Below are 23,764 nucleotides of genomic sequence, written 5' to 3'. Positions count from 1 at the left end.
CGCATTCAGGAACGATCAGGCCGCACGTAAGGCAGGACATTCGCATCCGCACATCACGCTCGGTTTCATGCAGACGATGCGTCAGGCGTGGCGCATGACCGGCCGCGACTGGCGCGCGGGCGAGCTCACGATGCTGCTGCTCGCGCTGGTGCTGGCGGTGGCGGCGCTCTCCAGCGTCGGATTTCTCGCGGATCGCATGCGCCAAGGGCTCGCGCGCGACGGACGCCAGATGATCGCCGCCGATTTCGTCGTGCGCGCCGATCATCCCGTCGATCCGATGTTCGCAACGCAAGCGAAATCGCTCGGACTCGAGACGGCGGGCACGACGATTTTCCCGAGCATGATCAGTTCGACGTCCGCGCAGCCGCTCTCGCGCCTCGCGGCGATCAAGGGCGTGACGCAGGGCTATCCGTTGCGCGGCGCGCTGCGCATCGCGCCCGCCGTCGACACCGCCGATGCGCCCGCGCACGGCATTCCCGCGCCCGGCACCGTCTGGGTCGACGCCGCCTTGCTCGATGCGCTCAAGACGAAGGTCGGCGGCACGGTGAAAGTCGGCACGCGCACGTTCACGGTCGCGGGCGTCATCACGCGCGAACTGGATCGCGGCTTCTCGTTCGTCAACTTCTCGCCGCGCCTGATGATGCGCGCCGACGAAATCGCCGCCACGGGACTCATCGGCTACGGCAGCCGCGTGACGTATCGCCTGCTCGTCGCCGGTTCCGACAGCCAGGTCGAGCAGTTCGCGAAGTTCGCGCGCGAGAACGTCGATGGCGGCAAGCTGCGCGGCGTCGCGCTGGAATCGCTCTCCGACGGCCAGCCGCAAGTGCGCCAGACGATCGATCGCGCGAGCCACTTCCTCACGCTGGTGTCGCTGTTGACGGCGCTGCTCGCGGCGGTCGCGATCGCGATGGCGGCGCATCGTTTCGCGCGGCGTCATCTCGACGGCTGCGCCGCGATGCGCTGTCTCGGCGTCAGCCAGCGCACGCTGCGCGCGCTCTTCCTGAACGAATTTCTGGCGATCGGCCTGATCGGCAGCGCGGCGGGCGTCGTGCTCGGTTTCGGCGGGCATCTCGTGCTGCTGAACTGGCTCGGCTCGCTCGTCGATGTCGAACTGCCGCAGCCGAGCGTCTGGCCCGCGCTGGAAGGCGTCGCGATGGGGCTCGTGCTGCTGCTCGGCTTCGCGCTGCCGCCGCTTCTGCCGATCACGCGCGTGCCGCCGGTGCATGTCATCCGGCGCGAACTCGGCGATGCGCAACGCGTCGCCCATGCCGCGTATGGCGTCGGCGTGCTGCTGTTCGCGGCGCTTTTGATCGTCGCGGCGGGCGAGTTGAAGCTCGGCGGCATCGTCGCGGGCGGTTTCGCGGCGGGCCTGCTCGTGTTCGGCGCGATCGCGCGCGCGGCGCTCTGGGCGGCGGCGCGCTTCGTGCGGCGCGAGCGCAGCCGCGCGGGCGTCGGCTGGCGTTATGCGCTCGCGTCGCTGGAGCGGCGCAGCGGGTCGAGCGCGCTGCAAATCACCGCGCTCGGCATCGGGCTGATGTGTCTGCTGCTCATCGGCATGACGCGCAACGATCTCATCAAGGGCTGGCGCGACGCGACGCCGCCCGACGCGCCGAATCAGTTTCTCATCGACATTCAGCCGGACCAGCGCGCCGGCGTGCTCGACTATCTGCACGCGCACGGCCAGCCCGACGCCGCGCTTTCGCCGATGGTGCGCGCGCGTCTCGTCGCCATCAACGGCAAGGCTGTGAATCCGGACAACTACGACCGTGCCGACGCGAAGCGCCTCGTCGATCGCGAATTCAATCTGTCGTACACGACCGAACTGCCGGGCGATAACCGCGTCACGCAAGGCGCGTGGTTCGGCAAAGACGGCAAGCCGCAGGTGTCGATCGAAGAGGGCATCGCGAAGACGATCCGCGTGAAGATGGGCGACGTGCTGCGTTTCGACGTCGCCGGACTGCCGGTCGAAGCGCCGGTGACGAGCGTGCGCAAGGTCGACTGGAATTCGTTCAAGGTCAACTTCTTCGTGCTGCTGCCGCCCGACGCGCTCGCCGATCTTCCCGCGACCTTCATCACGAGCTTTCATCTGCCGGCAGACGAGCAACGCGTGATCGACGGGCTCGTCGCGCGTTATCCGAACGTGACGGCGATCGATATCGCGCCGATTCTCGCGCAGATTCATCGCACGCTCGCGCAGGTGATCGGCGCGGTGCAGTTCCTGTTCCTCTTCACGCTCGCGGCGGGCGTGCTCGTGCTCTACGCGGCGCTTGCCGGCACGCGCGATGAACGCGTGCGCGAATCGGCGCTGTTGCGCGCGCTCGGCGCGTCGCACGGACAGATCCGCTCGGTGCAGGTCGCCGAGTTCGTCGCCGTGGGCGCGCTGTCCGGGCTGATGGCCGCGGTCGGCGCGCAGGGCATCGGCTATGTGCTGGCGGCGCGCGTGTTCGAGTTTCATATCGATTTCAATCCGTGGCTCGTGCCGGTGGGCATCGTCGCGGGCGTCGCGTGCGCGGGGCTCGGCGGCTGGCTGAGCCTGCGGCGCGTATTGGCGCGCCCCGCGCTGCAATCGCTGCGCGACGCGTAGTTTTTCGAATCAGAGCAATGACCGACGTCAATCCCGAAGACGATGTGCAAAAGCCGACCGCTTTCGAGCTGGTCGGCGGCGAAGAGCGCGTGCGCGCGCTCGTCGACCGTTTCTATGATCTGATGGACCTCGAGCCGGAGTTCGCGGGCATCCGCGCGCTGCATCCGCCGACGCTCGACAATTCGCGCGACAAGACGTTCTGGTTCCTGTGCGGCTGGATGGGCGGGCCGGATCACTACATCAGCCGCTTCGGTCACCCGCGTTTGCGGGCGCGGCATCTGCCGTTCGCAATTGCGTCGAGCGAGCGCGACCAATGGCTGCGCTGCATGGCGTGGGCGATGGAAGACATCGGCATCGACGCATCCTTGCGCGAGCGGCTGCTCACTTCGTTCTTCGATACCGCCGACTGGATGCGCAACCGTCCCGGTTGATTCGCTTTCTTTTGTACCGGTTCAGGCGGGGCGCGGCTGATGCATCATCGGCTTTTTCGCCTCATCGCAAGGAAGCACGACCATGAGCACACGCGCACTCTTTCGCGAGGACGCTTATCAAACGCGTTGCGACGCGACCGTCACCGCCATCGACGAGCAGGGCATCCACCTCGATCAAACCGTGTTCTATCCGCTCGGCGGCGGTCAGGCGGGCGATGCCGGCACGCTGACGCTCGCGGACGGCACGGTCATCGCGATCGCCGATACGCGCAAGGCGAAGTTCGAAGGCGCAACGCCGGATGACGCGGTTCACGTTCCCGCGCCCGGTCAGGAGGATGCGCTTGCGAAGCTGAAAACCGGCGACAAGGTGAGCGCGGAGATCGACTGGGCGCAGCGTTACCGGCGCATGCGGCTGCATACGGCGAGCCATCTGATCTGCGCGGTGCTGCCGTATCCCGTCGACGGCTGCAGCATCACGACGGAATACGCGCGGCTCGATCTCGCGACGGTCGAGCCGATCGAGCGCGAAGCCGTCGAAGCGAAGCTCAACGCGCTGATCGGCGGCGCGCACGGCGTGCAGACCGAATGGATCACCGATGATGAAATGGCCGCGCGTCCCGAGCTCGTCCGCACGATGAGCGTGAAGCCGCCGACGGGCCTCGGCCGCGTGCGTCTCTTGCGCATCGAGAATGTCGATCTGCAGCCGTGCGGCGGCACGCATGTGCGCAACACGGAGGAGATCGGCGAGTTGCGCATCGCGAAGCTGGAGAAAAAGAGCGCGCGCACGCGGCGACTGGTGCTGGAACTCGTCTGAGCATGGATCCGCGCGCTCAGGCCGTGCTCGATCTCTGGTTCGGCGCGCCCGGTTCAGCGGAATTCGGTCAGGATCGCAAGCTGTGGTGGAAGAAGAAGCGCGCCTTCGATTCGCTGCTCACCGAACGTTTCGGCGCGCTGCTCGACGAGGCGCACGCGGGCGGCTTGCGCGATTGGGAAAGCACGCCGCTCGGCACACTCGCGCTGATCGTGCTCATCGATCAGTTTTCGCGCAACTGTCATCGGAACACGCCGCGCGCGTTTGCGGGCGATGCGCGTGCGCTCGCGCTGGCGAAGACGCTGGTCGAGCGCGGCGACGATCTGCGCTTGCCGAGTGCGTACCATCGCGCGTTCGCGTACATGCCGTTCGAGCACGATGAATCGATGGGGAGCCAGCGCGAGGCGCTGCGCTTATTCGCAAAGCTGAAAGAAGAGACCGGCGTTTCGAGCTTCCATGAATCGGCGCTGGAGCACGCGGAAGTGGTCGAGCGCTTCGGACGCTTTCCGCATCGCAATCGGATTCTCGGACGCGAAATGCGCGCCGATGAGGAAGCGTGGCTGGCGGCGCATGGCGGGTTTTGAGCCACGGGCGAAGCGTGTGCCGCATCCCTTTTACGTGAGGAAGCCCGCGTCACATCGTCGATCGAACGGATTGACATTGGTCGTTGACGATCCGTTTTCCGATTAGTTCTATTGATGCATGAGCGATGCGCCCCTAATATGAATACCGCTGTATCAAGGCACTATTCATATATCGGACCATCGCAAGAGCATGACGCGCGCGAACTTTAATCGAATTACTTTGGTTTCCGTAACAGGTTTGCAGGACGCCACGTGCGCCGTTCCAGCGCTGGAATTGAGTCGCAGACAAATGCCAGGCGCGCGCGCATTACTTTGCAGCCCGAATTCGCCGCGCGGGCTGCCTGAAGGAATCGCGCACCGCAAGATCGCTCCCATGAACTACCACGAATACAGCTGGTTCGTGATGTTTGCGCTTTGGAAGCTGATCGACACCGATTTCGCGCTCGTCTTGCAGGATGATGGCTGGGTTCTGGACGGCAATAACTGGCGTGACGAATTCTTCGACTACGACTACATAGGGGCACCCGTTCATCAGGCGTGCGTCGAATCGGCCGCCGGTACCGAATGGATTTCACACTTCAAATGGCGCGATCGGATAGATCGTCCGGGTCATGTCGTGCGGCCTGTTTTGAATGGAGGCTTCAGCCTGCGCAGCAGGCGCATGTTGCGCGCATTGATGGATCATCCGGAAATCAAGGTTGAGATTCCGCGGCCGGAATTACTCGATAACAGCGAATTTCGCATGCGCTGGAGTAATCGCGCACCCAATGAAGACGTGCAACTGACTGCCACTTTGCGTCCGCAACTCGAGGCGGTCGGGATCAAGTACGCCCCGCTCGATTTGTGCAAGCGCTTTGCAGTCGAAGATTCCGGTCCTATCTATGGCGATGCCGATTTCATGGACCTTTTCGGCCATCACGCTTTCTGGCGCCGTCTGGTCAGCATCGATCCACCGAGCGTGGAGTACAAAGTCAAACGCAGTTTGGCACAGCGGGCATTCCGGGAAATGGATGTCGTGCGTATGTTGGAGGCGCGCGGGTATCGCGTAACGTTCGCTGCGGAGTGAGCAGGCATAGGGCGACGCACTGGAAGACATCGCCCCCAGACGATGACGCTAGGGAGGTTTTCGGGAACTCATCATCGACGAAGGAGGACGGCATGGTCGCATAGTATCTGGGTGCAATGTTCAGTTTTACGGTCGGTTAAATTAAGGATACGAATTAAATAAGGTATCCGAATAATGAGTGACTGCTTCCGGAAACGGGCCTAACGGCAAGGGGGAAGTTTCGACGCAGCAGCCTGGGAACTGCAACGGGATCGTCACTGTTGGTGCAACGGATTCCGGTGGCAATCGTGCTGTATTCTCGAATTACGGGCCGCCGGTCACTGTGATGGCCCCCGGCGGATCGATCATCTCGACCGTCGATACAGGTAAGACCGTTCCCGCATCCAACTCCATGTTTTCGATATTGAGTGGCACATCGCAGTCAACTCCGCACGTAGCAGGAGTGATTGCACTCATGTTCGAGGCGAACCCCGGGGCGACCGTCGACGAGATAAAGTCCGCCCTGACTTCAACGGCGACATCGATGGCCGCACAGTGTCCGGAGGGTTGTGGCGCGGGTCTCATCAATGCCCGGAAGGCCGTTGAGAGCATCCTGGCGATCAAACGAAGCTGACAGGGCAGATCCCGCTGTTACGCGCTCGAGACGTCGTCGAGTATGAATGGAAGGCTCGCCTGCCGCGGGCCTTTGCAACGATCTGAACAGTTGCCGCGCGCCTGAGTTCGGTGTCGATAACGACATATGCGACATCAGCCACCCGATCGATTTGCTCGCTTCATCGAAAATGATCGCGCACTTTCCCCGTCAAAACCATATTCTCGCCGCCAAATGCGCGTCGATGAATGACCCAGCCTTTTGAGATGGCGTCGAATGCCAGTGATTTAGAATCGCTCGGCATCCTTATCATCCGACGTGTTTCATGCCCGATTTCAGCAACATCACTCTGGTCTCCGTGACCGGACTGAACGACGCCCACGGCGCGGCGCTGGCGCTCGAATTCTCCCGCCGGCAAATGCCCGGGGCTTCCGCCTTGCTTCTAAGCCCGTCCGCACCCGGCAATCTTCCGCCGGACATTCGTCACCGTGCCATCGCGCCGCTGAGCTTCAAGGAATACAGCCTTTTCATGATGTTCGCGTTGTGGCGCATGGTCGAAACGGAGTACGTGCTGATCGTCCAGGAAGACGGCTGGCTGCTCGACGCGTCGAACTGGACCGATGAATTCCTCGAATACGACTATATCGGCGCGCCCGGACACCTCGCGCGCGTCGACAGACCCGAAGGCATTTACTGGAAGAAGGATTTTTCTTGGTACGGCGATCTCGAGAACCCGGACTCCGTCGTGATTCCGGTGCTCAACGGAGGCTTCAGTCTCCGTAGCCGTCGCATGCTTCGTGCGCTGGTCGATCATCCGCACATCCGGATGGTGGTCCCGCCGCCCGACGTCAGCGATTCCGAGCCGATCGCCATGAGCTGGTTCAACGACGCCACGCATGAAGACGTGCAACTCACCTGCATGTTGCGTCCCGAGCTGGAAGCCGTGGGTCTGCGGTTCGCGCCGCTCGAAGTCGCGGCGCGTTTCGGTTTCGAACATGCCGCGCTCAGTCACATCGGCGTGAACCTTCACGCTGTATTCGGCATGCACGGTTCATGGCGGCGTCTTGCCAGCATCGATCCGCCGGTCGTGCGTTATGGCGCGACGCGGCGCCACATCGACGAACATCCGCTGGAGCCGCCTGTGGTCAAGATGCTCGAGGAGCGCGGTTATCGGCTCGAGTTCATGCCAGAGCCTGCGTGATCAACGCCCGCCCGACACGTCCAGAATCGCGCCCGTCACATACGACGACGCATCCGACAACAGCCATACGATCGATTCGCCGACTTCATCGGCGGTGCCCGCGCGTCCGATCGGCGTCTGCACGCCAAGTACGTGTGCGCGATCCGGCTTGCCGCCGCTCGCGTGGATGTCGGTATCGATGAGCCCGGGGCGAATCGCGTTCACGCGCACGCCTTCGCGCCCGAGTTCCTTCGACAGCCCGATCGTGAGCGTGTCGATCGCACCTTTGGATCCCGCGTAATCGACGTACTCGTTCGGCCCGCCGAGCCGCGCCGCCGCCGACGATACATTCACGAGCGATCCGCCCTTGCCGCCGCGCGAAGTCGACATGCGCCGCGCCGCCTCGCGCGCGCAGAGATACGCACCGAGCACGTTGATGTCGAAGATGCGCTTCATGCGCGCGATATCCATGTCCGCGAGCATCGAACCGGGCGCGACGATGCCCGCGTTGTTCACGACGCCATCGATCTTGCCGAAGGCTTTCTCGGTCGCGTCGAACATCGCGATGATCGCGGCTTCGTCGCTGACGTCGCCGGGAATCGCGATGGCCTTGCCGCCCGCCGCAACGACGGCCGCGACGGTGTCATCGGCGGCCGCGGCGTTCGACGCGTAGTTGACGCCGACCGACCAGCCGCGCGCGCCCGCGAGCACCGCAGCCGAGCGGCCGATGCCGCGGCTTGCCCCCGTAATCAGGATCACTTTCGACATCGGTTCCGCTCCTCAGACGGCGTTACGTTTTTCGGACCACTTGTCGATCGCGGGCGGCGTGTAGGTCTTCAGCTTTGCGATCATCTCGCCGGGTTCGGCTGCGACCTGAATGAAATCCAGATACGCCTCGCGCATGAAGCCTTCGTCGACCGTATGACGCAGCATCGCCATGAGCGGATCGTAGTAGCCGTTCACGTCGAGCAAGCCGACCGGCTTCTGGTGATAGCCGAGCTGCGCCCACGTGTAGACCTCGAAAAACTCCTCGAACGTGCCGACGCCGCCCGGCATCGCGACGAACGCGTCCGACAGATCGGCCATCTTCTTCTTGCGCTCGTGCATGTCGGGCACGACGTGCAATTCGGTGAGATCCGTGTGGCCGACTTCCTTCGCGAGCAGCAACTCGGGAATCACGCCGACGGCGCGTCCGCCCGCGGCGAGCACTTCATCGGCGATGAGTCCCATCAGCCCGACGCGGCCGCCGCCGTAGACGAGCGAGAGATCGTTTTCAACGAGCGCGCGGCCGAATGCCTTGGCCGCTTCGGCATAGACGGGGCGGGCGCCGGTCGCGGAGCCGCAATAAACACAAACTGCCTTCATTTATCTGGAATCCTTCGGTATTTCGGTCTTCGACGCGTTCGATGCGTTGGACGCGTCTTCGCGCGGCGGCAGGAAATCCGCATACTCGCGCTTTGGCAGCTTACCGGAAACGAGATCGTCGAAGAGCTGACGCGAGCGTCCGCGCAGATACGGCGCCATGATCGAGATGATATGCAGGCTCGCCTGATGCAGTTCCGTGCGGATCGCTTCCTGATCGTTGTACTTGCGCGGATTCATCACGTACTGATACGACAGCCAGTACGTCGCGATTACGCCGATGTTCGTCGCGATCACCTTGATCTCCTCGGGCGTCGCGACCATTTCCTGATCGGCCACGAGCGCCTCGCACAACTGGCTCGCGAAGTGCACCTTGTGCGTGATGATCTGCTTGAAGTGCGTTTCGAGCGTGCGGTTGCGCGCGAGCAGATCGTTCAGGTCGCGATACAGGAAGCGGTAAGTCCACAAGAAATCCGCCATGTATTGCAGATACGACCACATCTCGTCGATCGTCGGGCGATGATCGTCCGGAAAGCGCAGACGCTTCTGAATCTGCTGCTCGAACTGCGCGAAGATGCTGTTGATGATGTCGTCTTTGTTGCGGAAATGGTAGTACAGGTTGCCTGGACTGATTTCCATCTCCTCGGCGATGGTCGTCGTGGTGACGTTCGGCTCGCCGATATCGTTGAACAACTTCAGCGACAGCTCGAGTATCCGTTCGCGGGTGCGGCGGGGTGGTTTGGCTTCCATGTCGTCCGACCTTGGGATCGGGCCGCGAGGGCTCGGGATGAGCGTTCGCGCGGCCGCTTCCGTTGCTATTTTTGAGAATATCGGACGATTATAAACCGGTCGTTCTGCGGCACGGACGCGAGCTTTGAGCGCACGAATTCTCTTTTATAAGATACGCGCGAGCCAAGCGGATGCAAACGGCCAAAGAATCAGACCCCAGGTAATGACGCAGACGCCGAGCGCGACCATCACCGCGGCGCTGCCGAAATCCTTCGCGCGCTTTGACAACTCGTGACGTTCGAGCGATATCCGGTCGATGGCCGCCTCGACGCTCGAATTCAGCAACTCGACGATCAGCACCAGCAGCACGGACGCGATCAGCGCCGCGCGCTCGACGGGCGAGACCGGCACGAAAAGGCTGCACGGCAAGAGGATCGCGGCGAGCGTCAATTCCTGACGAAACGCGCTTTCCTCGCGAATCGCGACGCGAAAACCGTACAGCGAATTTTTCATCGCGTGCCACGCGCGCGTGAAGCCGCGGTTGCCCTTGTACGGATTGAAGGGCAGGTCGTCGGGGCCGAGCGGCTCGGGCGGCTGCGCGGACGTTTCGTCGATGTCTTCGGGGTCATCGTCGAAGGGATCGCGCGCGCGGGCCGTCGCGGACGATGCGCCTCGCGCGTTCGCTTCGGCCCGTTCCTGCGCCACGGCGTGTCGCGTCATGCCGCTGCCCGGTCCGAGCTCGCGGCGCGCGGCCCGAACTGGCGCAGATGCGATGCGAACTGCTCCGAGGCCGCGCGCCACGAGAAGCGTTCGGCCCACGCGCGGGCATCGGCGCGTTCGATTTTCAGCGCCTGCAGGCAGGCTTCGTGAAGGTCGTCGTCGAGCGCACCGGGGCCGTTTTCGCCGAGCACGTCGATCGGGCCCGTCACCGGATAGGCCGCGACCGGCGTGCCGCAGGCCATCGCTTCGAGCAGCACGAGGCCGAAAGTATCGGTCTTGCTGGGGAACACGAAGACATCCGCCGCCGCGTAGACCTTCGCGAGCTCCGGCTGCGACAGCACGCCCAGATAGTTGACGTTCGTATAGCGCGACTTCAGCTCCGCGAGCGCCGGACCTTCGCCCGCGACCCACTTCGAGCCGGGCAGATCGAGCTTGAGAAACGCCTCGACGTTCTTTTCCACGGCCACGCGCCCGACGTACAGAAAGATCGGCCGCGCCGTGTTGAGCACCTTCGACTCCATCGGATGAAAGATGTCGAGATCGACGCCGCGCGTCCACAGCACGACATTGGTGAAGCCGTATTTTTCGAGATCGCTCTTGACGACGGGCGTCGGCGCCATCACCGCCTGCGAGCCCTTGTGGAACCAGTGGAGGAAGCGATACGTCAGCGCGAGCGGGATGCCGAAGCGCGCCTTCACATACTCCGGAAAGCGCGTGTGGTACGCGGTCGTGAACGGCAGCTTGTGACGCAGCGCATACGCGCGCGCCGCGAGTCCGAGCGGACCTTCGGTGGCGATGTGCAGCGCGTCCGGCCCGAACGCGTCGATGCGGCTCGCGACGCGCTGTCCCGGCATCAGCGACAGGCGAATCTCCGGATAGGTCGGGCAGGGAATCGTTCTGAACTCGAGCGGCGTGAGCAATTCCACGCGATGTCCGAGCGCGGTGAGTTCCTTCGTCGTCTGCGTGAGCGTGCGCACGACGCCGTTGACCTGCGGTTCCCATGCGTCGGTAACGATCATGATCTTCATCGGCTTTGGCCCCGTTGGTTCGTTCGTGGTCAGACGGTCGCGCGTGCTTTCGCCGGCCGCGCTTCCGGCGAGCGCATCACCGTCCAGTAGACGATTTTCAGTTCGCCGTCGTAGGTTTCGACGAGCGCCGAGAGACTCTCGACCCAGTCGCCGTCGTTGCAGTAGAGAATGCCGTCGATGTCGCGGATTTCGGCCTTGTGGATGTGCCCGCACACGACGCCGTCGCAGCCGCGGCGGCGCGCTTCGTCGGTCATCACGCGCTCGAACTGCGAGATGAAGTTCACCGCGTTCTTGACCTGATGCTTCAGGTATTGCGACAGCGACCAGTAGTTGAAGCCGAGCTTCGTGCGCACGCGATTGAACCAGCGGTTGAGCAGCAGGATCATCGTGTAGGCGGTGTCGCCGAGATAGGCGAGCCATTTGGCGTGCTGGATCACGCCATCGAAGAGATCGCCGTGCACGATCCATAAACGCTTGCCCGCGAGCGTCGTGTGAAAGGCTTCGCCGCGAACGTGGATGTCGCCGAACGCGAGATCGCAGAACTGGCGCGCCGCTTCGTCGTGATTGCCCGGGATGTACACGACCTGCGTGCCCTTTCGCGCCTTGCGCAGGATTTTCTGCACGACGTCGTTGTGCGCCTGCGGCCAGAACCAGCCTTTACGAAGCTGCCATCCGTCGATGATGTCGCCGACGAGATACAGATACTCCGACTCGTGGTGCCGCAGGAAATCGAGCAGATACGGCGCCTGGCAGCCGCCCGAGCCGAGGTGGATATCGGACAGCCAGATCGTGCGGTATCGATTCGGCTCTCCGCCAGAATCGGCGATGCCGTCGTGCTGGCCCGGCGACGCGGATTCGGACCCGAACGATTCCGTGGACTCCGATCGCAGCGCGAAGGGACCGGTGCGCAGTTCGTTATTGCTGAAGCTGAAGGGAGAGGGCGGGTCGATTGCCGGTCGGGCGGACGAGTTGAAGGCCATTGGCTCGCGCATCGGGTTTCGGTATGCGCATTACGCCTTCCGGCCGTGACCGAGCCGTGACAGTCACGAGAAGTTCTTATTACTTGACAACGGATTGCGCGGGAACGATGCGCGTGCCGGCGAGGCGGTCATGGAGAAATTGACGCGCCGGATCGAGCCACACGGCGGCGGCCCACAGCGCGACCCACGCGGCGAAGACGGCGAGCGTCTGCGGCACGGCGAGCGAGAAGAGCGGGTGCAGCGCGAGCGGCGGCAGGAACCACAGCCACGCGAGCGCGTAGCGCGCGAGCGCGCGGGCGGGTTTGACGGGTTGCCCGCGCGCATCGACGAGTTTGAGGCGCCAGGTTTTCATCGGCAGGGTCTGGCCGCCGTGCGTCCAGAAATACACGAAGTAAGCCGCGAGGACAATGCCGATCCACGACATCAGCCAGTTGTGATGCGTGAGGCCGTTGCGTTGCTGCGTGAGCGTGCTGAAGAGATAACCGGCGAGGAACACGACGCCGAAGAGAATGACGCCTTCGTAGAGCATCGTCGCGAGCCGGCGGCGCAGTGTGGGCGCGCGCATCGGATCGACGGTGGCCACTGCCGGCTGCGCGCTCACGAGCCGTTGTACATCGAAGGCGCCTGCTGCGGCGATACCGGAATCGGCGTGGCCGGCACGATGCTCGCCGCGCTCGGAATGGCGGGTTGCGCCGGCGCGCCGGAAACGGGCACTGCCGGCGCGGCCGCCGCCGCCGAACTGCCGTCCACGTGGCCGCCGACGTGTCCCTGCTCGCGCGCCGCGACGAGCCGGTTGATGTCTTTCACTTCCGTCTTGCCGGTGGGCGGCGCGGAAACGATTGTCGGACGGCGCGTGTGCTCGCTCGCGGCCAGCTTTTTCTTCTGTTCTTCGGAGAGCTTCTGATACGCGTCCCACGCCTTCTCGCGCTTTTCGAGCGGCACCGACTTCGAAACCTGATAGTTCTCGCGCGCGACCTTGCGCTGGTCGGGCGTGAGCCGCACCCATTCTTCCATGCGCTGATGCAGATGCTTCTGCGCGTCGGGCGACATCCGATGGAACCGCGACGCGATCCTGAGCCACTTTTTCTTGCGCTCGTCGGAGAACGAGTCCCACTGCGTGGCGAAGGGCGCGAGCGCAACGTGCTGCGCTTCGGTGAGATGACTCCAGGAGATCGGGCTGTCGGACGACAGCGCCGCGAGCGGCGATGCGTTCGAATCGGCGGGCGTGCCGGAACTGCCGCTCGGCGCGGCGGCGGACGACGGCGCTGCGGCGGTGGAATAAAAGCGCGGATAAGTCGCGGCGAACGCAACCAGACCCGCAATCGCGCAACTAAAGACAATCGCGAGACCGCGCTTGTAACTCACCCGGAAATTCCCCCGCTGTTTTCAGTGCTTAATGATTGCGCGTCAGATACGCGTTGAAACCGTGATCCAGATAGGCGTCGATGGGCAGGCTGTCGCTCATCATGGCCGCGTCGATGTCGGCCAGTTCCGCCTTGCGCTGCTGATCTTCCCAATACGCGATGCCCGCAATCCCGATGACGAGCGCCGCGAGCGGCCACGCGAGTCCGAGGCCGCCGAGCCGCGCGAGCAGCCCTTTTGCGCCGCGGCCGTTATCGGCGCCGCCCGCGTCGAGCGTGCCTCCGGCGAACGCCGGAGCGAAGGCGGGCGCGGTCATCGCGACGGCCACCTTTTCCGGCTTCTTGCGCGCGATCGCGGCGCGGCGCGCATCGCGCAGCCGGTCGACGGCAGCAGCCGGAATGTTCGACGTGCTTTCATCGAGTGCGCGCACGACTTTCAGCGCGAACTCGTTTTCCTTCGTTTCAAGAGTGGAACTCATAGCGTGATCCCTTTGGCTTTCAGGGCTTGCGCGAGTGCATGCGTAGCGCGTGAACAGTGCGTCTTCACGCTACCCTCGGAGCATCCCATCGCGGCGGCCGTCTCGGCGACATCCATATCCTCCCAGTAACGCATGAGAAAAGCTTCTCGTTGACGCGCGGGCAGTTTCTGGATTTCGGCGTCGATCAGATTCAATACCTGCTCGCGCTCCAGACGGTTTTCGCTGCTCTCGCTGCCCGCCGCGCCGTCCTCGGATTCGAGGGTTTCGAGCGGGTCGAATTCGTCGTCGTCCGCATTGCCGAAGGACGAAAACAGGCTGACCCAGGTGTTGCGCACCTTCTGGCGACGGAAATAATCATGCGTCGCGTTCTGAAGGATACGCTGGAATAAAAGGGGAAGCTCGGATGCAGGCCGGTCGCCGTATTTTTCCGCCAGCTTGATCATCGCGTCCTGCACGATGTCGAGCGCCGCGTCGTCGTCGCGAACGGTGTACACGGTTTGCTTGAACGCGCGTCTTTCGACGCCCGCCAGGAAGTCGGCGAGTTCCTTGTCTGATGCCATCCGTTGGGGACCCGGCGCAACGAAGCTGCGTCCGAAGTTGCGTCGATGAGGATCGTGGAGTTCTAGGAAAACCTGCGAATCCTAGCAAAGTTTCGCCGCATCCGGAGCGGATGAGAGCTTTTGTTGCCATTTGCCGCCTGCACTCGACCGGTCGAATGCGCCCCGGACAGCCGCTCCCCGTAAAGGAACTTTCGCACCGCAACGGCGCAAAATCAGCGCGCACGCCGCGTTCGGTAACTTTTTGCTTGACCGCCCGCGCGCGCCGCTGTTACATTTTCTGACTCGCATCATCAGTGAAATGTCTGCTTTGAGGCGAGCCCAAGAAGCACGCCAGTCAAACCTAGACGCGCCGCTTGAACCCGAGCCACAAGCCCGGCAGAGAGCACCCGATCAATTTTTTGCCGAAAATTCGAAAGGTGATGAATGAACATGCCCAGCGCGGAATTCTCCACGTCGGATACGACTCCTCCTCACGAAGCTGACTCCATCGGCGCCACCGTGCTCATGCGCGCATTGGCCGATGAGAACGTCGAGTTCATTTGGGGCTATCCCGGCGGCTCGGTACTCTACATCTACGACGAGCTGTACAAGCAAGACCAGATTCAGCACATTCTCGTGCGCCACGAGCAGGCCGCCGTGCACGCCGCCGACGCGTATTCGCGCTCGACCGGCAACGTCGGCGTGTGTCTCGTGACCTCGGGCCCGGGCGTCACCAATGCCGTCACCGGCATCGCCACGGCCTACATGGATTCGATTCCGCTCGTCGTCATCAGCGGGCAGGTTCCGACCGCGGCCATCGGTCTCGACGCATTCCAGGAGTGCGACACCGTCGGCATCACGCGTCCATGCGTGAAGCACAACTTCCTCGTGAAGGACGTGCGCGACTTGGCCGAGACCGTCAAGAAAGCGTTCTACATCGCGCGTACCGGCCGTCCCGGCCCGGTGCTGATCGACATTCCGAAGGACGTGTCGAAGGCGCCGTGCAAGTACGAGCCGGTCAAGAGCGTGTCGCTGCGTTCGTACAATCCGGTCACGAAGGGCCATTCGGGCCAGATCCGCAAGGCGGTGCAGCTTCTGCTGTCGGCGAAGCGCCCGTACATCTATACCGGCGGCGGCATCATCCTCGCCGATGCATCGCGCGAGCTGAACCAGTTCGCCGATCTGCTCGGCTATCCCGTCACCAACACGCTGATGGGCCTCGGCGGCTATCGCGCATCGGACAAGAAGTTCCTCGGCATGCTCGGCATGCACGGCACGTACGAAGCCAACATGGCGATGCAGAACTGCGACGTGCTGATCGCCATAGGCGCGCGCTTCGACGACCGCGTGATCGGCGATCCGAAGCACTTCGCGTCGTCGCCGCGCAAGATCATCCATATCGACGTCGACCCGTCGTCCATTTCCAAGCGCGTGAAGGTGGATATCCCCATCGTCGGCGACGTGAAGGAAGTGCTCAAGGAGCTCATCGAGCAGCTTCAGCACGCCGAGCACGGCCCGGACACGCAGGCGCTCGCGAAGTGGTGGGACGAGATCGAAGGCTGGCGCTCGAAGGATTGCCTGTCCTACGACCGCAAGAGCGAGATCATCAAGCCGCAGTACGTCGTCGAAAAGCTCTGGGAACTGACCGACGGCAACGCGTTCGTGTGTTCCGATGTCGGCCAGCATCAGATGTGGGCGGCGCAGTTCTATCCGTTCAACAAGCCGCGCCGCTGGATCAACTCGGGCGGTCTCGGCACGATGGGCTTCGGCCTGCCGGCGGCGATGGGCGTGAAGATGGCCTATCCGGACGACGAAGTGGTCTGCATCACGGGCGAAGGCTCGATCCAGATGTGCATTCAGGAGCTCTCGACGTGCAAGCAGTACAACACGCCCGTCAAGATCATCTCGCTGAACAACCGCTATCTCGGCATGGTGCGCCAGTGGCAGCAGATCGAATACAAGAAGCGCTATTCCAGTTCGTACATGGACGCGCTGCCCGACTTCGTGAAGCTCGCTGAGGCGTACGGTCACGTCGGCATTCGCGTCGAAAAGACCGCGGACGTCGAGCCGGCGCTGAAGGAAGCGCTGCGCCTGAAGGATCGCACCGTATTTCTCGACTTCCAGACCGATCCCACCGAAAACGTATTCCCGATGGTGCAGGCAGGCAAAGGCATCACGGAAATGCTGCTCGGGTCTGAGGATCTATAACGCGGCTTCGACTCGCGAGGCCCGCGCGCGCCTGTCTTCACAAAGGACATGTGACGCGCGCGGGTTTTTCGGACGAACGCCTCTTCTGGACACATTCGGGAAAAGACAATGAAACACATCATCTCCGTTTTGCTGGAGAACGAACCGGGCGCGTTATCGCGCGTCGTCGGGCTCTTTTCGGCACGCGGCTATAACATCGAAACGCTGACGGTGGCGCCGACCGAAGACAGTTCGCTGTCGCGGCTGACCATCGTCTCCATTGGCTCGGACGACGTGATCGAACAGATCACGAAGCACCTGAACCGCCTGATCGAGGTGGTGAAAGTGGTCGACCTGACAGAGGGCGCCCACATCGAGCGCGAGCTGATGCTCATCAAGGTAAGGGCGGTCGGCAAGGAACGCGAAGAAATGAAGCGCATGGCGGATATCTTCCGCGGCCGCATCATCGACGTGACCGAGAAGACCTACACGATGGAACTGACGGGCGCGTCCGACAAGCTCGACGCGTTCATCCAGGCGCTCGACGCCACGGCGATCCTCGAAACGGTTCGCACGGGCAGCTCAGGCATCGGCCGGGGCGAGCGGATTCTCAAGGTCTGACGCCTTTCCAGTCAAAACGAAGCAAAGTAGCGCAACCAAATTCAACGCACGATCAAGGAACCACCATGAAAGTTTTCTACGACAAGGACGCCGACCTCTCCCTCATCAAGGGCAAGCAAGTCACCATCATCGGTTATGGCTCGCAAGGCCATGCACACGCGCTCAACCTGAAGGAAAGCGGCGTGAACGTGACGGTCGGCCTGCGTAAGGGCGGCGCATCGTGGAGCAAGGCCGAGAACGCGGGCCTCAAGGTGAAGGAAGTGGCCGAAGCCGTGAAGGGCGCGGACGTGGTCATGATGCTGCTGCCGGACGAGCAGATCGCTGAAGTCTACAAGAACGAAGTGCATGACAACGCCAAGCAGGGCGCGGCGCTCGCGTTCGCGCACGGCTTCAACGTGCACTACGGTCAGGTGATCCCGCGCGCCGATCTGGACGTCATCATGATCGCGCCGAAGGCGCCGGGCCACACCGTGCGCAACACGTACACGCAAGGCGGCGGCGTGCCGCACCTGGTCGCCGTGGCGCAGGACAAGTCCGGCTCCGCGCGCGACGTGGCGCTGTCGTATGCGGTGGCGAACGGCGGCGGCCGCGCGGGCATCATCGAAACGAACTTCCGTGAAGAAACCGAAACGGACCTGTTCGGCGAGCAGGCCGTGCTGTGCGGCGGTACCGTCGACCTGATCAAGGCCGGCTTCGAAACGCTGGTGGAAGCCGGCTACGCGCCGGAAATGGCGTACTTCGAGTGCCTGCACGAACTGAAACTGATCGTCGACCTGATCTACGAAGGCGGCATCGCCAACATGAACTACTCGATCTCGAACAACGCCGAATATGGCGAATACGTGACGGGTCCGCGCATCGTCACGGAAGAGACGAAGAAGGCGATGAAGGCCGTGCTGAAGGACATCCAGACGGGCGAATACGCGAAGAGCTTCATCATCGAGAACCGCGCCGGTGCGCCGACGCTGCAATCGCGCCGCCGTCTGACTTCGGAGCATCAGATCGAGCAAGTCGGCGAGAAGCTGCGCGCGATGATGCCGTGGATCGCGAAGAACAAGCTCGTCGACCAGTCGAAGAACTAAATCTTTCGCTAGTCACGCTTTTTGCTGCATCGAAAGCCGCCCGGATGCCCTGTGCGCCGGGCGGCTTTTGCTATCCTACGGTTTTTATAAAACACAGAACTCGTTCATGAACTATCCTCATCCGATCATTGCCCGCGAAGGCTGGCCGTTCATCGCCATCGCGGCTGTCGTCGCCATCCTCGTTCAGGCGATCGGCGGCTTTGGCTTCGCCTGGATCTTCTGGCTGATCGTGATTTTCGTCGTCCAGTTCTTCCGCGATCCGGCCCGCCCGATTCCGACCCAGCCCAACGCGGTGCTGTGTCCGGCGGATGGCCGCATCGTCGCGGTCGAAACCGCGCACGATCCGTACGTGGGCCGCGAAGCGCTCAAGATCAGCGTGTTCATGAACGTGTTCAACGTACACTCGCAGCGCTCGCCGGTGGACGGCGCCATCACGAAGGTGCAGTACTTTCCGGGCGCGTATTTGAACGCAGCCGTCGATAAAGCGTCGACCGAGAACGAGCGCAACGCGGTCGTGCTGCAGACGGCGGGCGGGCATACCGTGACGTCGGTGCAGATCGCGGGCCTCATCGCGCGACGCATTCTCTGCTACGTGCATGTGGGCGAGCCGCTCACGCGCGGCCAGCGCTACGGCTTCATTCGCTTCGGCTCGCGTGTCGACGTGTATCTGCCGGTTGGCAGCCGGCCGCGCGTGTCGATCGGCGAGAAGGTTTCGGCTTCGTCGACGATCCTCGCCGAATTCGCGGAATAACGCGGAGGATTCGATGGCGGCATTCAAACCGCGCCGTAATCGCGCGAACGCGACGCCTCCGCGCGCGTTCCGCCGCAACAAGGCCGCGCAGGACGTCGGCGCCGTGGAGACGCGGCGCGCGAAGCGGCAGCAGTTCCTCAGAAAACGCGGCATTTACCTGCTGCCCAACGCGTTCACCACGGCCGCGCTTTTTTGCGGCTTCTTCGCCGTCGTTCAGGCGATGAACGTGCGTTTCGAGATCGCGGCCATCGCCATTTTCGTCGCGATGGTGCTCGATGGCATGGACGGACGCGTCGCGCGCATGACGCACACGCAGAGCGCGTTCGGCGAGCAGTTCGACAGCCTTTCGGACATGGTGTCGTTCGGCGTCGCGCCGGCGCTCGTCATGTACGAATGGGTGTTGAAGGATCTCGGGCGCTGGGGCTGGCTCGCCGCGTTCGTCTACTGCTCGGGCGCGGCGCTGCGGCTCGCGCGCTTCAATACGAACGTCGGCGTGGTCGACAAGCGGTACTTCCAGGGCTTGCCGTCACCGGCCGCGGCTGCGCTGATCGCCGGTTTCGTCTGGCTCGCGACCGACAATCGCGTGCCGCTCAAGCTCGTGTGGCTGCCGTGGGTCGCGTTTGCGCTGACCATCTACGCCGGCGTGACGATGGTATCGAACGCGCCGTTCTACAGCGGCAAGGCGCTCGACGTGCGCTATCGCGTGCCGTTCGCGGGCGTGTTGCTGATCGTGGTGGCGTTCGTGCTGGTGTCGTCGGATCCGCCGGTCATGCTGTTCTGCCTGTTCGTGCTGTACGGCTTCTCGGGCTATATCTGGTGGGGCTATCTCGCGATCCGCGGACGGCCGAATCCCGCGCGCAGTTCGCAGCGGGAACACTAGGCCTCGACGCTTTCAAACAAAAAAGGCGGCAACCGATGAGGTTCGCCGCCTTTTTGCTTTTTGCGCGCCGATCAACCCGCGACCAGCGTGCCGTTCTGAATATGCACGCGCTCGCCTTGCTGGAACGGCGGCGGATTCTTGTACGTGAAGGTCCGAGTCTTGCCGTTTTCCATCCGCACGTGCACCGAGTAATCGGTTTCGCTGCGGATATGCTTTTCGACCGAATTGCCGGCCAGACCGCCGCCGAGCGCGCCGAGCAGCGTCATCGCCGTGCGCCCGCCGCCACGGCCGAACTGATTGCCAACGACGCCGCCCGCCACCGCGCCGCCGACCGCGCCGATGCCGGTGCCGTGGCCTTCATGCTTGACGGCTGAAATCGACTCGACGGTGCCGCACGTCGAGCAATACGCCGGATGCTGCGGCGGTTGCTGCGCATACGATGGCTGCGCGGGTCGTGGCTGCGCCGGGGCCGGTTGCGCCTGCTGCTGTGCCGCTTGCTGTTGCTGGGCGGCTTGTTGCTGCGCCGCCTGCTGTTGAGCGGCGGCTTGCTGCTGCGCCGGGCTCGGCGCGGCGGAATCGACTACTGGCTGCTGCGCGACCGCCGCCGTCTGTGTCTGCGGGTTTTGCGAGGAATTGCTCGATGCCCTCGGGAACAGTCCCGTCATCGCGGCGGTAGCCACGAGGCTCGCGACGATGACTGCGCCCGCCGACGTGGCGATGAGCGGATGCAGACGCCGCTGCGGCGGCTGAGCGCTGCCGGAAGAGGGTGACGTGCTGAGTTTGCTGGTTCCGTTATCCATTATCGAACCTCCGTTTCGAGGCGAACTGCCGCTACCGATGTCGGCAATCACGCCCATTCTCGGGGAAGCGCCGACTTTCCGCTTTTTCGGCGTGTAACAAATTCGCGGAGATTGTCTCTTTCGATGAAAGCAGGAGCAATGCCAATCGCGATGGCTCGCGGCTGTGCGCCCTTCCGGGCCGAATACGGCTTGAAATTTTTACCAGCGGTTACAACAACGATCGTTCCATCGAAAAAAAAACGCGCCTCGAAAGGCGCGCTTTTTTCGCTGAAAACCGAGGCGAAAGCTCAGTCCTCGCGACGCAGATGCGGGAACAGAATCACGTCGCGAATACTCGGGCTGTCGGTCAGCAGCATCACCAGACGGTCGATGCCGATGCCGCAACCGCCCGTCGGCGGCATGCCGTATTCGAGCGCGCGGATGTAATCGGCGTCGAAGTACATCGCTTCTTCGTCGCCGGCGTCCTTCTGGTCGACCTGCTTCTGGAAGCGCGCGGCCTGATCCTCCGGATCGTTCAGCTCCGAGAAGCCGTTGGCGATTTCGCGGCCCGTGATAAAGAGCTCGAAACGCTCGGTGATGCCCGGCACCGAATCCGACGCACGCGCGAGCGGCGACACTTCGATCGGATAATCGACAATGTACGTCGGCTCCCACAATTGCGATTCCGCCGTCTCTTCGAACAGCGCGAGCTGCAGCGAACCGAGACCGGCGTTGAGGAACGCGGGCTGCGTCGTATCCACACCGAACTTCTTCAGTTCCGTGCGCAGGAAAGCGGCATCGGACAACTGCGCGTCGGTGTATTGCGGCGCGTACTTCTGAATCGCCTGATTGATCGTCAGACGATGGAACGGCTTGCTCAAATCAAGCTCGCGCCCCTGATACGTGATGGTGGCGGTGCCGAGCGCATCGATCGCGGCCTGGCGGATCAGTTGCTCGGTGAAGTCCATCAGCCAGCGGTAATCGGTGTACGCGGCGTAGAACTCCATCATCGTGAACTCCGGATTGTGACGCGGCGACACGCCTTCGTTCCGGAAGTTACGGTTGATCTCGAACACGCGCTCGAAACCGCCGACGATCAGCCGCTTCAGATACAGCTCGGGCGCGATGCGCAGGAACATTTGCATGTCGAGCGCGTTGTGATGCGTGGTGAACGGCTTGGCCGCCGCGCCGCCGGGAATGGGGTGGAGCATCGGCGTTTCGACTTCCATGAAGCTCGCCTGCGCCATGAAATTGCGGATCGACGTGACGGCTTTCGTGCGCGCCATGAAGGTCTTGCGCGATTCCGGCGTGACGATCAGATCGACATAGCGCTGGCGATAGCGCGTTTCCTGATCGGCGAGGCCGTGGAACTTGTCCGGCAGCGGACGCAGCGCCTTCGAGAGCAGACGCAACTCCGTGCAGCGCACCGACAGCTCGCCCTTGTTCGTGCGGAACAGCACGCCCTTGGCGGCGACGATATCGCCCAGATCCCACTTCTTGAATGCGTCGTAGGTTTCGGCGCCGACGTCCGCGGGCGTCACGAAGAACTGGATCTGGCCGCTGCCATCCTGAACCGTCGCGAAGCTCGCCTTGCCCATCACGCGCTTCAACATCATCCGGCCGGCGATCGCGACGGGCAGGGGATTCGCTTCGAGCGCGTCTTTATCCGTTTCGGCGTAGTCGCTCTGCAGCGCGGCGGCCTGATGCGTCGGGCGGAAGTCGTTCGGATAGGCGATGCCTTGCTCGCGCAACGCGCGCAGCTTGTCGCGTCGCTCGGCGATGATCTGGTTCTCTTCCAGTTCGGGAGCGGCGCCCGGTTGAATCGGTTCGGTCATGATGATTGTGGCTTTTTGATGCGAGGCGGGCTGAATTGAAAACGCGGATATCGAAGTCGATACCCGCGTCGGCGAATTAAACGCCCTGTTTCAGACTCGCGCTGATGAAGTCGTCGAGGTCGCCGTCGAGCACGGCGCGCGTGTTGCTCATTTCCACGTTGGTGCGCAAGTCCTTCACGCGGCTCTGGTCGAGCACGTAGGAGCGGATCTGATGGCCCCAGCCCACGTCGGTCTTGCTCGATTCGAGCTTGTCTTGCTCGGCCTGACGCTTGCGCATCTCGAATTCGTAGAGACGCGCCTTGAGCATTTGCATGGCTTCCGCGCGATTGCGGTGCTGTGAGCGGTCGTTCTGGCACTGCACGACGATGCCCGTCGGCGCGTGCGTGAGTCGCACGGCGGAGTCGGTCTTGTTGATGTGCTGGCCGCCCGCGCCGGATGCGCGATACGTGTCCGTGCGGATATCGGCGGGATTGATCTCGATCTCGATCGAATCGTCGATTTCCGGATACACGAACACCGACGAAAACGACGTGTGACGCCCACCCGACGAGTCGAACGGCGACTTGCGCACGAGGCGGTGAATGCCGGTTTCGGTGCGCAGATAGCCGTATGCGTATTCGCCCTCGACCTTGATCGTCGCGCTCTTGATGCCCGCGACGTCGCCTTCGGACTCTTCGAGCACTTCGGTCTTGAAGCCCTTGCGTTCGCAGTAGCGCAGGTACTGGCGCAGCAGCATGGACGCCCAGTCGCACGCTTCGGTGCCGCCCGCGCCCGCCTGGATGTCGATGAAGCAGTTGTTCGGGTCGGCCGGGTTCGAGAACATCCGGCGGAATTCCATGTCTTCGACGCGCAGGCGCAGCGCATCCGCATCGGATTCGGATGCGACGAGCGTGTCCTCGTCGTTTTCCTCGCGCGCCATGCCGAACAGTTCGTCCGCGTCGCGCAGGTCGTTGTCGAGGGCGGTGAGTGCGGAGACCACGCCGTCGAGCAGCTTCTTTTCGCGACCGAGCGCCTGGGCGTTCTTCGAGTCGTTCCAGACGTTCGGGTCTTCGAGTTCCTTATTGACTTCGGCTAGACGCGCGGACTTGGCGTCGTAGTCAAAGATACCCCCGTAGCTCGCCCGCGCGGCGGCGCAGGTCGGCCAGAAGGCTTTCGATCGCGTTGAGACGTTCCGCTTCCATTG

At 63.1% G+C, this 23,764-nt stretch carries 26 protein-coding genes; 13 read left to right on the top strand and 13 right to left on the bottom strand.

The genetic code is table 11. The annotated features are described in order from the left end of the window. The first annotated feature begins 67 nt into the window (after positions 1–67). The 8 genes from NCS03_RS09535 (at position 68) to NCS03_RS09500 (ending at position 7,269) form a co-directional block, all read left to right on the top strand. Entirely contained in the window at positions 68–2,584 is a 2,517-nt protein-coding gene (locus tag NCS03_RS09535) for an ABC transporter permease (protein ID WP_502801518.1), read from the top strand. Positions 2,585–2,601: 17 nt separating this feature from the next. Beyond that, positions 2,602–3,015 (top strand): group II truncated hemoglobin, encoded by a 414-nt coding sequence (locus tag NCS03_RS09530; protein ID WP_008341927.1) that lies wholly within the window; start codon positions 2,602–2,604, stop codon positions 3,013–3,015. 82 nt (positions 3,016–3,097) lie between these two features. Continuing rightward, entirely contained in the window at positions 3,098–3,829 is a 732-nt protein-coding gene (locus tag NCS03_RS09525) for an alanyl-tRNA editing protein (protein WP_008341926.1), read from the top strand. 2 nt (positions 3,830–3,831) lie between these two features. Beyond that, complete coding sequence (locus NCS03_RS09520) at positions 3,832–4,410, top strand: DUF924 family protein (RefSeq protein WP_008341924.1); 579 nt, start codon at positions 3,832–3,834, stop codon at positions 4,408–4,410. A 190-nt stretch (positions 4,411–4,600) separates the two neighbouring features. Continuing rightward, positions 4,601–5,476: a DUF5672 family protein gene (locus NCS03_RS09515; protein ID WP_250529094.1), complete on the top strand. Its 876-nt coding sequence runs from the start codon at positions 4,601–4,603 to the stop codon at positions 5,474–5,476. A 178-nt stretch (positions 5,477–5,654) separates the two neighbouring features. After that, complete coding sequence (locus NCS03_RS09510) at positions 5,655–6,089, top strand: S8 family peptidase (protein ID WP_250529093.1); 435 nt, start codon at positions 5,655–5,657, stop codon at positions 6,087–6,089. A gap of 46 nt (positions 6,090–6,135) precedes the next feature. After that, complete coding sequence (locus tag NCS03_RS09505; protein WP_034473045.1) at positions 6,136–6,333, top strand: hypothetical protein; 198 nt, start codon at positions 6,136–6,138, stop codon at positions 6,331–6,333. Positions 6,334–6,393: 60 nt separating this feature from the next. Next, a complete protein-coding gene (locus NCS03_RS09500) occupies positions 6,394–7,269 on the top strand; it encodes a DUF5672 family protein (protein ID WP_034473046.1) in 876 nt (291 codons plus the stop codon). Here NCS03_RS09500 and NCS03_RS09495 read toward each other — a convergent pair whose 3' ends face one another. From NCS03_RS09495 to NCS03_RS09450, 10 genes are all read right to left on the bottom strand, one after another. Beyond that, entirely contained in the window at positions 7,270–8,016 is a 747-nt protein-coding gene (locus tag NCS03_RS09495) for an SDR family oxidoreductase (RefSeq protein WP_008341918.1), read from the bottom strand. Positions 8,017–8,028: 12 nt separating this feature from the next. Beyond that, positions 8,029–8,613 carry an LOG family protein gene (locus tag NCS03_RS09490; RefSeq protein WP_244807439.1) on the bottom strand — a complete coding sequence of 195 codons (585 nt, stop codon included), beginning with the start codon at positions 8,611–8,613 and terminating at the stop codon, positions 8,029–8,031. Further along, entirely contained in the window at positions 8,614–9,360 is a 747-nt protein-coding gene (locus NCS03_RS09485) for a TetR/AcrR family transcriptional regulator (RefSeq protein ID WP_008341915.1), read from the bottom strand. Between the two features lie 144 nt (positions 9,361–9,504). Continuing rightward, entirely contained in the window at positions 9,505–10,059 is a 555-nt protein-coding gene (locus tag NCS03_RS09480; RefSeq protein WP_250496885.1) for a diacylglycerol kinase, read from the bottom strand. Continuing rightward, positions 10,056–11,087, bottom strand: coding sequence for a glycosyltransferase family 4 protein (locus NCS03_RS09475; RefSeq protein ID WP_034473050.1), 1,032 nt, complete (start codon positions 11,085–11,087; stop codon positions 10,056–10,058). The genes NCS03_RS09480 and NCS03_RS09475 overlap by 4 nt, the downstream gene beginning before the upstream one ends. Before the next feature lie 29 nt (positions 11,088–11,116). After that, a complete protein-coding gene (locus NCS03_RS09470) occupies positions 11,117–12,079 on the bottom strand; it encodes a UDP-2,3-diacylglucosamine diphosphatase (protein WP_250523005.1) in 963 nt (320 codons plus the stop codon). A gap of 67 nt (positions 12,080–12,146) precedes the next feature. Continuing rightward, on the bottom strand, positions 12,147–12,668 hold the full coding sequence (locus NCS03_RS09465; RefSeq protein ID WP_008341911.1) for an RDD family protein: 522 nt from the start codon (positions 12,666–12,668) through the stop codon (positions 12,147–12,149). Continuing rightward, positions 12,665–13,432 (bottom strand): DUF3106 domain-containing protein, encoded by a 768-nt coding sequence (locus tag NCS03_RS09460; protein WP_008341910.1) that lies wholly within the window; start codon positions 13,430–13,432, stop codon positions 12,665–12,667. Before NCS03_RS09460 ends, NCS03_RS09465 begins: the two co-directional genes overlap by 4 nt. A 28-nt stretch (positions 13,433–13,460) precedes the next feature. Then, on the bottom strand, positions 13,461–13,907 hold the full coding sequence (locus NCS03_RS09455) for a DUF3619 family protein (RefSeq protein ID WP_175982714.1): 447 nt from the start codon (positions 13,905–13,907) through the stop codon (positions 13,461–13,463). Continuing rightward, on the bottom strand, positions 13,904–14,467 hold the full coding sequence (locus NCS03_RS09450; RefSeq protein WP_008341908.1) for an RNA polymerase sigma factor: 564 nt from the start codon (positions 14,465–14,467) through the stop codon (positions 13,904–13,906). The genes NCS03_RS09455 and NCS03_RS09450 overlap by 4 nt, the downstream gene beginning before the upstream one ends. Positions 14,468–14,890: 423 nt before the next feature. On the opposite strand from NCS03_RS09450, the gene NCS03_RS09445 reads away from it, so the two are divergent. The 5 genes from NCS03_RS09445 to pssA all read left to right on the top strand — a co-directional run bounded on the left by NCS03_RS09445 (position 14,891) and on the right by pssA (position 19,967). Further along, positions 14,891–16,654, top strand: coding sequence for an acetolactate synthase 3 catalytic subunit (locus NCS03_RS09445; protein WP_008341907.1), 1,764 nt, complete (start codon positions 14,891–14,893; stop codon positions 16,652–16,654). Between the two features lie 108 nt (positions 16,655–16,762). Then, entirely contained in the window at positions 16,763–17,254 is a 492-nt protein-coding gene (gene ilvN, locus NCS03_RS09440; protein WP_008341906.1) for an acetolactate synthase small subunit, read from the top strand. A 65-nt stretch (positions 17,255–17,319) separates the two neighbouring features. Continuing rightward, entirely contained in the window at positions 17,320–18,336 is a 1,017-nt protein-coding gene (gene ilvC / locus NCS03_RS09435; RefSeq protein ID WP_008341903.1) for a ketol-acid reductoisomerase, read from the top strand. A 106-nt stretch (positions 18,337–18,442) separates the two neighbouring features. Continuing rightward, a complete protein-coding gene (locus NCS03_RS09430; RefSeq protein ID WP_034473054.1) occupies positions 18,443–19,087 on the top strand; it encodes a phosphatidylserine decarboxylase in 645 nt (214 codons plus the stop codon). 13 nt (positions 19,088–19,100) lie between these two features. Next, positions 19,101–19,967 (top strand): CDP-diacylglycerol--serine O-phosphatidyltransferase, encoded by an 867-nt coding sequence (gene pssA / locus NCS03_RS09425; RefSeq protein ID WP_008341899.1) that lies wholly within the window; start codon positions 19,101–19,103, stop codon positions 19,965–19,967. A 71-nt stretch (positions 19,968–20,038) separates the two neighbouring features. On the opposite strand, the gene NCS03_RS09420 is transcribed toward pssA, so the two are convergent. From NCS03_RS09420 to prfB, 3 genes are all read right to left on the bottom strand, one after another. Then, positions 20,039–20,767: a glycine zipper 2TM domain-containing protein gene (locus NCS03_RS09420; RefSeq protein ID WP_250529092.1), complete on the bottom strand. Its 729-nt coding sequence runs from the start codon at positions 20,765–20,767 to the stop codon at positions 20,039–20,041. Between the two features lie 287 nt (positions 20,768–21,054). Next, positions 21,055–22,581, bottom strand: coding sequence for a lysine--tRNA ligase (gene lysS / locus NCS03_RS09415; protein WP_008341896.1), 1,527 nt, complete (start codon positions 22,579–22,581; stop codon positions 21,055–21,057). Positions 22,582–22,657: 76 nt separating this feature from the next. Continuing rightward, positions 22,658–23,762, bottom strand: a protein-coding gene (gene prfB, locus NCS03_RS09410) for a peptide chain release factor 2 (protein ID WP_144403574.1) whose coding sequence is annotated in 2 segments (ribosomal slippage) — positions 22,658–23,680 and positions 23,682–23,762 — 1,104 coding nt in all. Because the reading frame shifts where the segments join, the coding sequence is not laid out codon by codon here. Between the last annotated feature and the right edge of the window lie 2 nt (positions 23,763–23,764).

The sequence above is a fragment of the Caballeronia sp. ATUFL_F1_KS4A genome (assembly GCF_023630905.1).
In the GTDB taxonomy this organism is placed as follows: Bacteria; Pseudomonadota; Gammaproteobacteria; order Burkholderiales; family Burkholderiaceae; genus Caballeronia; species Caballeronia zhejiangensis.
This window is presented reverse-complemented; position numbering and strand designations above follow the sequence as displayed.